Source organism: Corynebacterium sp. FDAARGOS 1242, from assembly GCF_016889985.1.
GTDB classification, from domain to species: Bacteria; Actinomycetota; Actinomycetes; order Mycobacteriales; family Mycobacteriaceae; genus Corynebacterium; species Corynebacterium minutissimum_B.
Map to the genome: position 1 here is coordinate 2,652,896 of NZ_CP069568.1, position 12,161 is coordinate 2,665,056.

Below are 12,161 nucleotides of genomic sequence, written 5' to 3' on the forward strand. Positions count from 1 at the left end.
CAGCGCTTGCGGCTACTTTTAGATGAGGCCCGCTCTTCCAACCAGGGAAGGGCGGGCCTTATTGCATGTTCATTGTCGGTTAGGACTCTTGTGGGTCGTCGTCAAGCGCGGCGTCCTTGGCGTTGCTGACATATTTGCGCCACCAGTAGATGAGCAGAAGCACGATGATGGCAGCGGCAGCCAGGATGGCCCACATCCACCACTGCCAGTGAACACCCGAGCTGTTGAATGCGGCCTCGTCTTCCGGATCCATCGGCACTCGGTGGCCTGTGACGAGCAAGCGGTGGGTGTTTACGCCGTAGGGAGTGCAGGTAATGAGCGTAACGAGGTCCTGGCCAGACTCACGGTGAAGCGAGCTGGTGTCTGCTGGCTCGACGACGCGAATATCGTGCACCTCGTACTTGAGCTTCTCGCCGCCGGCGGCGATATAGAAAGCATCACCTTTCTTGACCTTGGTGAGATTGTCCCACAGCGTGGCGTTTTGTAGGCCTGTGTGGGCGGAAAGTGCTGCGTGCCGACCCTCGCCCTCACCTACGCCGCCGACAGGTAGGTCCGTGCCGTAGAGGTGGCCAGCGCCGCGGGAGAGCACCTTTTCTGAAGTGCCGTGATAAATGGGCAGATCGGAATCGATGGAGGGGATAACAATGCGGCCCATCGCATCGGTCTCGGACAACACAGACAGGTATTGGCGGTAGCGCTGGTACTCGGGGGAGTCTTCGTCATCGGTGGTGGTCCATGCGTCGCCTACGCTGATTTGGCCCAGCTGTGCGTTGTAGGACTGCGCCTCGTCCCACGCTGTGTGCAGAATCTCAGGCGGGGCTTGCTTTTCGAGCTTCGCGTACTCCTCCGCGGCGCGGGACTGGTTGTAGTTATTCCATTGCGTGGCAACGACGGGGTAGAGCAGGACGCCAAGTCCGACGAGAATCAGGATCAACGCGATGATGGCGTTGTGGTTGGTGCCTTTTTTCTTGGCTGCGTCGGTGATTCCCGCTGGTTCGTGCTTGCCCATTGTGTCCTGCCTGTGTGGGGTCTGTTGCCGCACGCCCCTGAGCTGACGTGGGGCGTTTTAAGAGATTCTTAGAACCTCAGACTAGGGAAGAAGCAGATCTAAAAGAAATCGTTTCTGTGTCTAGTCACCGATAACGAAGCACAGGGCTTCATACCGATTCAGAGTGGCCTCATCGATGGTTAAGATTTGATCAATCGCGCGCAATTCGCGGTGTTCATCGACTGTGCGGGGCGCAAGCTCTTGGAGTAGATGCTCACGCTCAGCGCAAAACTCCGCTGTGGTTTTGGGCGTGAAGATCGGGGCTGTCATGGTCCATCCTGTAGGTATGAAATTAGTCCATGAAATGGGAAATTAAGTGGAGCCGACGACGGGAATCGAACCCGCGCCAGCAGCTTGGGAAGCTGCAGTTCTACCATTAAACTACGTCGGCGCAATGCAGATTGTGCATCGCTCTAAAGCTTAGCACTGCCGCCGCCTGAGGCCATAAATACCCCAGTGGGGAGGTAGACTATGATCCGTGCTTCTTTCTGATCGTGATATCCGTGCCGCCATTGCCGCTGATGTTCCCGAGCGTCTGGGCGTTGAGCCCTTCGACGCTGAGATGGTCCAGCCTTCTTCCATCGATGTGCGCTTGGACAAGTTCTTCCGCGTATTTAATAACTCGCGCTACACGCATATCGACCCCAAACAGGAGATGCCGGACCTCACCAGCGAGGTGGAGGTGGCCGAGGGCGATGCTTTCGTCCTACACCCAGGCGAGTTCGTGCTGGGCGCCACGCTGGAGAAGTTCACCCTGCCGGCGAACCTGGCGGGACGTTTGGAGGGCAAGTCCTCCCTGGGACGTTTGGGTCTGCTCACGCACTCCACGGCAGGCTTTATTGACCCGGGCTTTTCCGGCCATATCACGCTGGAGCTCTCCAATACGGCGAACCTGCCCATTACTCTGTGGCCGAACATGAAGGTGGGCCAGCTGGCCATCTTCCAGATGTCGTCGCCAGCGGAGGCGCCGTACGGTTCCGGCGCGCTGGGGTCGAAGTACCAGGGCCAGCGCGGGCCGACGCCGTCGAAGTCCTATCTGAACTTCCGTTAAACTTTTCTGCTCCGTCGCGCATGCCGCCCGCGTAGCGCCTAAAATGGCTGGTTATGCGTATGACTGTTATTGGTACCGGCTACCTGGGTGCGACGCACGCCGCCTGTATGGCGGAGCTCGGCCACGAGGTACTCGGTGTAGATGTTGATGAAAAGAAGATTGAGGCGTTGAAGGATGGCCGCGTGCCGTTCTACGAGCCGGGCCTGCCGGAGGTACTCGAGCGCAACATCGAGTCCGGCCGCCTGGGCTTTTCCACCAGCTATGATGACGCCGCGGAGTTTGCCAACCTGCACTTCCTCGGTGTGGGTACGCCGCAGGCCCACGGCTCCTATGCCGCGGACCTGACCTACGTAAAGTCCGTCATCACGGAGCTCGTGCCGCGTCTCAAGGGCGAGCACATCATCTTTGGCAAATCCACCGTCCCAGTGGGCACCGCGGCGGAGCTGCAGAAGATGGCCGATGACCTCGCCCCGGAGGGCACCAGCGTGGAAATCGCGTGGAACCCGGAGTTTCTGCGTGAGGGCTACGCCGTCAAGGACACTATCACCCCGGACCGCATCGTCCTCGGCGTTGGCGAGGGCGAGACCCACGCCGAGGAAATCGCCCGCGAGGTCTACGCCCAGCCGCTCGCGCAGGACACCCCGTTCATCGTGACGGACCTGCAGACCGCCGAGCTGGTCAAGGTCTCCGCCAACGCCTTCCTGGCTACCAAGATCTCCTTCATCAACGCCGTGTCTGAAATCTGCGAGATTGCCGGCGCGGACGTCGTCAAGCTTGCGGACGCCATCGGTCACGACGAGCGCATCGGCCGCAAGTTCCTCGGCGCTGGCCTAGGCTTCGGCGGCGGCTGCCTGCCCAAGGACATCCGCGCATTCATGGCGCGTGCTGGCGAGCTCGGCGCGGACCAAGCGCTGACCTTCCTGCGCGAGGTCGACGCCATTAACATGCGCCGCCGCGACCGCGTCGTGGACCTGGCTAAGCAGGCCTTCGACGGCTCTCTCCTAGGACACCGCGTGACCGTCCTGGGCGCTGCCTTCAAGCCGAACTCCGACGACGTCCGCGATTCGCCGGCGCTGTCCGTCGCAGGTTCGCTCTCCCTCGCCGGCGCTGCCGTGACGGTCTTCGACCCGCAGGGCATGGAGAACGCCAAGAAGGTGTTCCCGACCCTCAACTACGCGCCGACTGCCGACGCCGCCCTCAAGGACTCCGAGCTCGTCATCCTGGCCACCGAGTGGCAGGAGTTCCGCGATTTGGACCCGGCCGTCGCCGGCGAGCTTGTTGCCCGCCGCCACATCATTGACGGCCGGAATGTGCTCAACGTCGATGCTTGGCGTGCCGCCGGCTGGACTGTCGACGCCCTGGGGCGCGTCCTTCCGGCATCGTAAACGCCGCAATTGCCGTGGTCAGTGGCACCGCTAGGGTCAAGGCCATGGCACCGAGTAGCGAGCGCATGACCTCCGTCGCCACGAGGTCGCTGGAGAGAATCTGACCCGCTGGGCGCTGCGCCGCCGCAATAAGAATGAGCAGCGGCAGCGTGGCACCGGTGTAGGTCAGCACGATGGTGTAGACCATGGACGCGATGTGGTCGCGTCCCACCTTCATTGCTGATGCAAACAGCTTTCCGGGGCCCGCCGTCGGGTCGGCAGCGTGCAGCTCCCGCACGGTCGAGGCCTGCGCCACGGCGATGTCGTTAAGGCTGCCCAGTGCGCCCACAATGAACCCGCACAACAGCACGCCGACGACGGGTACCCCGGGCATGTAGAGCAGTAACTTGAGGTTGTCTTCCGAGCTGGCCCCGGTCAACGCCGTGCTGCTTATCGACGCCCACCCCAGCGCCCCCGCAACCCCCAACGCCACCAAGACGCCACCCAGCGCTGAGGCGGATTTCCAATTCACTCCGTGGACGAGTGGTACGACGAGGAAGATGATCGCGGCGCAGGCCACCATCGCCAGCGGCAGCGGCGCGTGCCCTTCCACTAGCGAAGGCACCAGATAAAACAGGACGATAGCCAGGCTAATCCCCAAACCCACCAGCGCGCGCAGGCCATGCCACGCGGCAAAGCCCACGATGATGAGTGCTGAGATGATGGCCCACAACGCGAGGTTTCCGCCGCGTCGATAGTCGGCGAAGGCATATGTTCCGTCAGCCGAGCGCGACAGCATCACCTCATCGCCGGGGTTCAGTGTCGGGTCGCCCGCCACCCCGTAAAACACGAGCTGCGTTAAGCGGCCCTGGTCGTCGCCGGACGTCAGGTCAAGGAGTACGCGCGTGCAGGACGTGTCATCGCCCGAGGCGGGGATAAGCGGTGCCTCGTCGAAGGCTTTGCCTGTGTGCGGGTCGCTGCATAAGTGGTTATCCACAGTCGTGACCGTACCTTCAACTTGCGGCTGGTTGAGAGCGTACGTCGACGCGAAGTCGGGGCTGGTGTGCTCCATTAGTGCACTGGTGGGGCGGAGTATAAGCAGGCCAGCCACCGTTGCGAGCGCTGCCACTGCCAAGAATCCGAGAAGTCCCGTCCGCCAAGGGCTTAGGCTAGTCATGCCTACTATTGTGAACGATTGTCATGAGAATGAAAACTTATGCTGACGCGGTCAACAAGTTGTCCACAGGCTTTTTCTTGAACCATTGTGCACTTTCTTGGCACCCAATAGCGTCGTTGTCATGAACCTTGTTGAAGCGCATCTTCGCAGCCAGGCGGCGGGTATCGAGCTCGTCGCCGCCGTTGCGGGCCTCAGCCTTGACCAGCTCCGGGCGTGGGGCCCGGAGTCGGTGGCGCGGTCCTTGCTAGCGCTTTACGACGTCTACTTTTCCCACACCTCCTTTTCCCGCAAACAAGCCCGCGCCGTCGATGCTGCCCGCGCCAATGGTCATGACTTGCCCACGCTGATGCTTATCGAGCGCTTTGCCCGCCGCCTCACGAAACAGCGTGAGGCCTGGGACTTGCGCATTGAGCTGTGTAGCATCAGCGGCGATGAAGAGGCAGTCGCTCGGCATGCCCGCACTCGCATCCGCGAGCTTGCCCCTCCGCCCGCGCCGAAGCCCGGCGTGAACGTTCGCCGCGGCAAGGAGATGTCGAAGCTTACGGTGACGGCCCCGCCGTCGGTCATCGAGGACCTTCGCTACAACATTGACGAGGACGATCCCGTGGGTTCTTTCACCGCCGCGTTTCGCGAGGGCCGCCTCGCCCGCCCCGTCGCCCAAACCTTCGCCGTTATGGAGCTTCCCGAGTACGCCCGGATTCTCGGCCGCCTCGGGGATCCCGCCACCCCGCGTCCCGATTCCCACCTTCCCGGCGCGACTGCTGCCCCCGGCGCGACTGCTGCCCCCGGCGCGTCAACCACCGCCGGCGCGACTGCTGCCCCCGGCGCGTCAACCACCGCAGGGGCGTCAGCCACTTCTGCAGCTAGCTCCGGCCCCGCACCTGACCTCGGAGACATCGTTGTCCAGCTTTCCAACGGTGCGAAAATTACCGGTGCGGAACTTATCGAGCGTGAGCTCGCTGAGGAGGGCCTCGTCATGCTCGTCGACCGCGTCAAAGGCCCCGTCGAACTGCACCGCACCCAGCGACTCGCCTCCGACAAGCAGCGCACCATGGCCATCGGAGAGCAGCCCATCTGCGCGTGGCATGACTGCCTATGTGGTGCGGACTACGCCCAGATTCACCACATCACCGAGTGGCGCAACGGCGGCGACACTAACCCCGAGAACCTCACCCCACTTTGTGAATACCACAATGCCATCAATGGTTTGCCCGGCCGTGGACGCATTGTGCGGGAGAACGGGCGCATTAAGTGGCAGCCGCCAGGGCCTCGCGATCCGCGCGAACCGGTCAATCCGCACCGCGCGCCTCGCTCCCAGCGTCTGCGCAACGCCCGCACTGTCTCCGCCGGCGTCGCTGGCAGCACCGGCTCTGCCGCTCCCGCTGCTGGCCGCGGTGATTACCCACGCTCGTCGACAGGCCCCGCCGAATCCACCGCAGCTTCCCTCTCCGAGCCTGGACCAGACCCGCCCCGCGGTGCTTAGCCTTGCGCCGACTCCATTTCTCGCAGGGTCGGTCGAATCCGCGCTACTGGCGGTAACTCACTAAGAAATTACCGAGGCGCTCAATCGCGTTTTCCAGCTGCGATGCCCACGGCAGCGTCACCACACGGAAATGGTCCGGGGTAGGCCAGTTAAAGCCCGTACCCTGCACCATGAGGATCTTCTCCGCGCGCAAAATGTCGAGCATGAGCTTCGAATCATCGTGGATGTCGTAGACCTCCGGATCCAGACGCGGGAAGCAATACAGCGCACCCATCGGCTTCACCACAGACACACCAGGAATCTCGTTGAGCTTCTCATAGGCAATGTTGCGCTGCTTGAGCAAGCGACCACCCTCACCGGTGAGCTCATAAATGGACTGCCGCCCACCAAGCGCGACCTGAATTGCGTGCTGCGCCGGCACATTCGGGCACAGGCGCGTGCCCGCCAGCAAATCCAGGCCCTCAATGAAACCGCGGGCATGGGACTTCGGGCCCGTCAGCACCATCCAGCCGGCGCGGTAGCCGGCCACGCGGTAGGCCTTCGACAAGCCATTAAACGTGATCGTCAGCAAGTCCGGTGCCAGCGAGGCAATCGAAATGTGCTTCGCGCCGTCATAAAGAATGCGGTCATAAATCTCATCCGCCAGAATGAGCAGATTGTATTCGCGTGCTACCTCAACGATTTTCTGCAGCGTTTCACGCGAGTACACCGCACCCGTCGGGTTATTCGGATTAATGACCACAATTGCCTTGGTCTTCTCCGTTACTTTTGCACGAATATCCTCAATGGACGGATTCCAATCATCCTCCTCATCGCACAAATAGTGCACGGGCGTGCCACCCGCCAGCGACGTCGCCGCCGTCCACAGGGGGTAGTCAGGGGCAGGGATGAGCACCTCATCGCCGTCGTCAAGCAGCGCCTGCGTCACCATCGAAATGAGCTCTGAAACACCATTGCCCAAGTAGACATCATCGACATCAAAGGGCGGGAAATCCTCCAGCTCATAGCGCGTCACAATCGCACGCCGCGCCGGGATAATACCCTTCGACGTGGAATAACCCTGCGAGGTCGGCAGCGCCGCAATCATGTCGCGCATAATGACATCCGGCGCATCGAAACCGAACACCGCGGGGTTGCCGGTATTGAGCTTCAGAATGTTGTGCCCGTCGAGCTCCATGCGTTCGGCCTCCGCGGACACCTCGCCGCGAATATCGTAGGCAACATCTTGTAGTTTGGTGGATTGATCAAAAATCCGGTGGTGAGTCATGCGGGATATGTTACTTCCGGTTCCACTCGTCTAACTTACGTTTCGCCAGATTCATCGCATTTCCCGTAATTTCACTTGCTTGCCGACGCCTCTCCACCCACTGCGCCTGCTCCAACGCCCTCGTCTGCGCGCGTTCCTCCGCAGTCGCCGCCTCGAGCTCTCGCATACGCTGGCGCTCAATCTGCCGCGGTGAGGGGCGGTGCCAGGATTCCGGACCTACCTTGGCCACGTAAAGCATGATCCACAGCGCGGGGATAAGGAAAATCAGGCCCGTTCCCGTCAAAGCGGCCGCCAGCCCCGGCAACACGTTGAAGACTGCGAGTGCGCCAAAAGCGATTGCGCCAAAAGACAGCCCCAGCGTACCCACCATGGCCGTGGCCAAACGCGGCTTCCGCGTGGATTGGTACGCGCGCTCCATCTCGCCGTGGGAGTAAATCTTGAGCTCCGTGCTGGCCTTGGTAGGAATATCCATGAAGACTTCCGCCAACTCGCGGCGGGTCGTGGCTTGCATTACCGCGTCGGTGCGCTCTTCAAACTCATCCATTGTCAGACGGCCTTCACCCAAGGCCTGGGCGAGGTCGTTGACGGCGTCGGTCCGTTCGGCGTCGGAAAGCCGCATACTGAATGGATTAGTCACAGCACCTATCCTAGCAGGCTATTTCTCCGACTTAGCCGGCTCCTTTTCACGCACCAGGCTGGCAATGAAGGGGAAGATCGCCACCGTCAGCGCGCCGCCGGCGATGAAGATGGAGGCTATTTCGTTGTCGACGATTCCTGACGCCACCGCCAGCGACATCACCGCCACGATGATCGGCAGACCCGTCGCGGCATAGAGCGCAACCTGGATGCGCTCACGGGTGGTCTCGACATCGGAGCCAGTGTGGTGGATGTTCTCACGCAGGAACACCGGAAGGCCGCGCGTAACCAAAATCAACAACGGGATACCCAGCACCTTGATGGGCTCGCTCACGATAACGTTCCAGTCAATCGCCATGCCGGAAATCACGAAGAACACCGGGATGAGCATGGAATAAAACACCACGTCAAGGCGGTTTTCCAGGCCTTTGTGATATTCATCCGGGATGATGCGGTTCAGAATGATGCCCGCCGCGAACGCTCCCAGCACGATGTCTAGCTCAAACACGGCCGTCACCGCCATAAGAATCGCCAGAATGAGGATGATGAGGCGCATGATGGTCTGGTTCGTCGACCCCGCGCTTGAGATGAACGCGTCTTTGAACCACGGCATGAGCGTCGTAATGGCAAACGGCATGATTGCCACGGCCACTGCAATACCAATGAAGGCCAGCAGGATCAGCATCGTTGCCAACGTCGATCGCGAGCCCAGAAGCAGCGCCATCGCGGTAATCGGCGCGACCTCACCAATCGCGCCGTGAATCAACACGGAATCGCCCACGCGCGTGCCGAGTAGCTTGTCTTGCTTCAGCATTGGGGTAATCGTGCCGAGCGCTGTCGACGTCAGAGCAATCGCCATCACGATGGCTCCCGGGATGTCGTCCATGAGGAAGTATGCGCCGACGCCACATGCCACCATGCAGATGGCCCACGTCGAAAAGCCCGTCACAGCTTCTTTGGACTTCAGCGCAGCAATGTCGATTTCGAAACCTGCCAGCAGGAACAGTGCGCCGACGCCCAGTTCCTTCAGCATGCCGATACCCGGGTCCTCGTGCGCCAAACCCAGCATCGAGGGTCCGATAATCATGCCGAAAAAGATAAGCAGCGCCACGGCCGGCATCTTTTTGCCCGTCAGGTGGGAGACCAGTGGCGCCAGCAGGGACACCGCCATAATCCACGCGAAGGATACGAGCGAGTCGGTGTAGTTGCTTTCGCCAGCGGCGAGGACGTACGTCACGTCAAAATGCATGTCTAGAGACTACCTGTGCCGTCCCAATCGCGCCTAGTTTAAGACCTAGTCCTGGCTCGGCGGCTTCGGCACCTGTGCCACGCTTTCCGACGCCCCCGGCGCCACCGGCACTTCGGGGGCTTTCGGCGCGCTTGGTGCCTTCGGCGCCGCGGGTGCCGCAGGTGCCTGGGGTGCTGTTGGCGCGCTCGGAGCCTTAGGCGCCGCCGGGGCACTCGGTACATCCGGCGCAGCGGGCGCTGCTGGAGCCTTCGGCGCTCCTGGCGCACGAGGAGTCTCCGCTGCCTTCGGCGCTTCCGGTACCGCAGGTGCGCTTGGCACGGATGGGGCGGTTGGAGCCGGCGGCGTGGCGGGAGCTGCAGGGGCCGTGGGCGCGGACGGTGCGGTTGGCGCCTTTGTTGCTGCCGGAGCGCTAGGTGGCTTCGGAGTAGCAGGTGCGGACGGGGTGGAAGAGTCCGCGGGGGCACTGGGTGCTGTGGGCACCGACGGAGTGGAGGGAGCGGCCGGTGCAGCAGGTGCGCTTGGCGCAGCTGACGCAGCTGGGGCGGTTGGAGCCGGTGGCGTGGCGGGAGTGGCAGGGGCCGAAGGCGCGGATGGGGCGGTTGGAGCCGGCGGGGTGGCGGGAGCTGCAGGAGCCGCCGGTGGGGTTGGAGGGGGCGTTGCCGAAGATGCTTGAGGCTCCGGGGTGGTGGGCTTATCGGCGGCAACGGCGGGCGCGGAGGAGTCAGGCACCGACGAGGTGTTAGGCCGCGAGGAAGCGGTGGGGTCGGACGACGCAGCGGGGGAGAGACGACGCGGCGTGTCGAGGAAAGCCTTCTCGCGCGGGGAAGGGAGAGTGCCGGAGGGGGCGATGGCGTCGCGAAGCATTAGCGCCACATCGTTGACCCGAGTTTCCGGCGCGACGGACTTCACGCCACCGGTGAGCATGACGTTACAGAACGGGCAACCGGTCGCAATCTCAGAAGCACCGGTGGCCACCGCCTGCTCCGAGCGGAACTCGTTGATGCGCTGGCCCAGCTTTTCTTCCATGAACATGCGCGCACCACCGGCACCGCAACAGAAGGCCTCGTCGCGATTATGGTCCATCTCTGCCAGCGACGCACCAGTCGCCTCCACGAGCTCACGTGGCGGGTCGAAAACCTTGTTGTGGCGGCCCAGGAAACACGGGTCGTGATACGTCACGGGGCGGCGATTCTCCGGCGAGCGCGGCACGGGCACAAGCAACTTCTCGCGCACCAAACGGTTGAGCAGCTGCGTGTGGTGCAGCACGTCGAAATGACCGTCGAAATCGGGGTATTCGTTGCGAATCGTATTAAAGCAGTGCGGACACGTCGTGATGATTTTGCGTTGGCCTTGGGGGACGTTAGCGAAGGCGTCGTTAAGCGCGGCGACATTCTGCTCCGCCATCACCTGGAACAGGAACTCATTGCCGGCACGGCGCGCCGGGTCGCCAGTACAGGTCTCACCCGTGGCCAGCACGCCGAACTTCACGCCGGCCGTGTGCAGCATATCCACCACCGCGCGCGTCGTGGCGCGGCCCTGGTAGTCGTAGGCACCCGCGCAACCGACCCAGAACAGGTACTCCAGGTCCGAAAAATCCGCGGCATCCTCGCCGATAATCGGCACCTCAATGCCGTCGGCGCGCGCCTCATCAATCCACGTACGCCGCTCCGAAGCATTGCGGCCCCACGGATTGCCCTTGGTCTCCATGTTTTTAAACAGCCCCGTCAGCTCGGACGGGAAATCCGACTCCGCCAGAACCTTGAAACGGCGCAGGTCCGCAATGTGGTCGATGTGCTCGATATCCACCGGGCACTGGTCCACGCACGCACCACAGTTGGTGCAGGACCACAGGACGTCATCATCAATCGTGCCCGCCATCGCCAGCACGTTGAGTCCCTCGTGCGGGTTGTAATTATCCAGCGCACCCTGGCGCAGGTCCATCATGACTCTCTTCGGACTCAGCGGCTTGCCGGTATTCCACGCGGGGCAGAGGTCCTGGCACCGGCCGCATTCGGTGCAGGAGGAGGCGTCGAGAAGCATTTTCCAGCTCCCCGGCTCGAGGTCCTCCAGGTCCGGCGTGGGCACAGCACCCAGCGCCTTTGCACCGTCGGCGTTGCGCTGGAAGAAGATGTTGAAGAACGCCATAAAACGGTGCCACATCACACCCCACTGGAAGTAGCGGGCGATGCAGGCGATGAAGAGAAGGCCCGACAGCAGCTTCACCAGGGCAAAGAATTGCACCATGCTTGGCGACGCCCCCATAACCCCCGCCACATGCATCGTCAAGAAATCAGCCCACGGCGACCCACCGCCAAACGTCGCGATGGAGGACGCCTTGACCAGGAGCATGCCGAGACCTTCGATAAACACGATAGCCTCCACCAAGTACGCCGGGAAGACCTGCGAGTTGTAGAAGCGGCTGCCGCGCTCGGTGTGGCCGAGCTTGAGGCGTACCGCAGTGAGGAAGCCAATGCCCAGCACCGTTGCGATGCCGAGAACCTCCTCGATGAAGTGATAGACCGGCCAGTCGCTGAGCCACGGCCAGCCTTTATCGGGCGCGAAGGTTTGGATATAGGCCTCAAACCACACCAGAATGCCGAAGAGGAAACCTACCATGACAAGCCAGTGCGCGGCGTTGACCAGCGGCCGGCCCTTGAAGTGGGTATGGCCGAAGACTTCGACGAGGACGCGGCCGAGGCGCGACATCGGGCGGTCGGTGCGGTTGAGCTGCGTGGGTCCACCGGAGCGGATGAAACGGAAGAGCACACCGACTCGGTAGAAGAAATACAGCCACACCGGGATCGATGCGGCGATGGCAACCCAGCCGAACATGCGCGCTCCTTTATTGCTTGGCTCAATGCTGCTTCCTACCTTAAAGCCTTACTG

Annotated in this window: 10 protein-coding genes and 1 tRNA gene; 3 read left to right on the plus strand and 8 right to left on the minus strand. The window is 62.1% G+C overall.

Annotated elements, in window-relative coordinates; genetic code table 11:
* Nucleotides 1–79: 79 nt before the first annotated feature.
* The 3 genes from I6J72_RS12585 to I6J72_RS12595 all read right to left on the minus strand — a co-directional run bounded on the left by I6J72_RS12585 (nucleotide 80) and on the right by I6J72_RS12595 (nucleotide 1,439).
* Entirely contained in the window at nucleotides 80–1,009 is a 930-nt protein-coding gene (locus tag I6J72_RS12585) for a class C sortase (protein WP_204099430.1), read from the minus strand.
* A gap of 120 nt (nucleotides 1,010–1,129) precedes the next feature.
* Nucleotides 1,130–1,318, minus strand: a complete 189-nt coding sequence (locus I6J72_RS12590) for a hypothetical protein (RefSeq protein WP_204099431.1) — start codon at nucleotides 1,316–1,318, stop codon at nucleotides 1,130–1,132.
* Nucleotides 1,319–1,365: 47 nt separating this feature from the next.
* A tRNA-Gly gene (locus tag I6J72_RS12595) sits at nucleotides 1,366–1,439 on the minus strand.
* A gap of 87 nt (nucleotides 1,440–1,526) precedes the next feature.
* On the opposite strand from I6J72_RS12595, the gene dcd reads away from it, so the two are divergent.
* Nucleotides 1,527–2,099 (plus strand): dCTP deaminase, encoded by a 573-nt coding sequence (gene dcd / locus I6J72_RS12600; protein ID WP_204099432.1) that lies wholly within the window; start codon nucleotides 1,527–1,529, stop codon nucleotides 2,097–2,099.
* Between the two features lie 53 nt (nucleotides 2,100–2,152).
* Nucleotides 2,153–3,484, plus strand: coding sequence for a UDP-glucose/GDP-mannose dehydrogenase family protein (locus I6J72_RS12605; protein WP_204099433.1), 1,332 nt, complete (start codon nucleotides 2,153–2,155; stop codon nucleotides 3,482–3,484).
* Here I6J72_RS12605 and I6J72_RS12610 read toward each other — a convergent pair.
* A complete protein-coding gene (locus tag I6J72_RS12610; protein WP_204099434.1) occupies nucleotides 3,414–4,640 on the minus strand; it encodes a YibE/F family protein in 1,227 nt (408 codons plus the stop codon). The genes I6J72_RS12605 and I6J72_RS12610 overlap by 71 nt on opposite strands.
* 121 nt (nucleotides 4,641–4,761) lie before the next feature.
* Here I6J72_RS12610 and I6J72_RS12615 point away from each other — a divergent pair, with 121 nt between their 5' ends.
* The gene (locus I6J72_RS12615; RefSeq protein ID WP_204099435.1) at nucleotides 4,762–6,123 is read left to right on the plus strand and encodes an HNH endonuclease signature motif containing protein; all 1,362 of its coding nucleotides are present in this window, start codon (nucleotides 4,762–4,764) and stop codon (nucleotides 6,121–6,123) included.
* A 43-nt stretch (nucleotides 6,124–6,166) separates the two neighbouring features.
* Here I6J72_RS12615 and I6J72_RS12620 read toward each other — a convergent pair whose 3' ends face one another.
* From I6J72_RS12620 to I6J72_RS12635, 4 genes are read right to left on the minus strand one after another with little or no spacing between them, the layout of a single operon-like run.
* A complete protein-coding gene (locus I6J72_RS12620) occupies nucleotides 6,167–7,390 on the minus strand; it encodes a pyridoxal phosphate-dependent aminotransferase (protein ID WP_204099436.1) in 1,224 nt (407 codons plus the stop codon).
* A gap of 10 nt (nucleotides 7,391–7,400) precedes the next feature.
* Entirely contained in the window at nucleotides 7,401–8,027 is a 627-nt protein-coding gene (locus I6J72_RS12625; RefSeq protein ID WP_370552148.1) for a DUF1707 domain-containing protein, read from the minus strand.
* A gap of 18 nt (nucleotides 8,028–8,045) precedes the next feature.
* Entirely contained in the window at nucleotides 8,046–9,275 is a 1,230-nt protein-coding gene (locus I6J72_RS12630; RefSeq protein ID WP_204099437.1) for a cation:proton antiporter, read from the minus strand.
* A 45-nt stretch (nucleotides 9,276–9,320) separates the two neighbouring features.
* Entirely contained in the window at nucleotides 9,321–12,107 is a 2,787-nt protein-coding gene (locus tag I6J72_RS12635) for a (Fe-S)-binding protein (RefSeq protein WP_204099438.1), read from the minus strand.
* Nucleotides 12,108–12,161 lie beyond the last annotated feature (54 nt).

Excerpts from the sequence above, each read along its gene's own strand:
- I6J72_RS12585 (WP_204099430.1), bottom strand. The coding sequence starts at position 1,009 with ATGGGCAAGCACGAACCAGCGGGAATCACCGACGCAGCCAAGAAAAAA.
- I6J72_RS12590 (WP_204099431.1), bottom strand. The coding sequence starts at position 1,318 with ATGACAGCCCCGATCTTCACGCCCAAAACCACAGCGGAGTTTTGCGCT.
- I6J72_RS12605 (WP_204099433.1), top strand. The coding sequence starts at position 2,153 with ATGCGTATGACTGTTATTGGTACCGGCTACCTGGGTGCGACGCACGCC.
- I6J72_RS12610 (WP_204099434.1), bottom strand. The coding sequence starts at position 4,640 with ATGACTAGCCTAAGCCCTTGGCGGACGGGACTTCTCGGATTCTTGGCA.
- I6J72_RS12615 (WP_204099435.1), top strand. The coding sequence starts at position 4,762 with ATGAACCTTGTTGAAGCGCATCTTCGCAGCCAGGCGGCGGGTATCGAG.
- I6J72_RS12620 (WP_204099436.1), bottom strand. The coding sequence starts at position 7,390 with ATGACTCACCACCGGATTTTTGATCAATCCACCAAACTACAAGATGTT.
- I6J72_RS12630 (WP_204099437.1), bottom strand. The coding sequence starts at position 9,275 with ATGCATTTTGACGTGACGTACGTCCTCGCCGCTGGCGAAAGCAACTAC.
- I6J72_RS12635 (WP_204099438.1), bottom strand. The coding sequence starts at position 12,107 with ATGTTCGGCTGGGTTGCCATCGCCGCATCGATCCCGGTGTGGCTGTAT.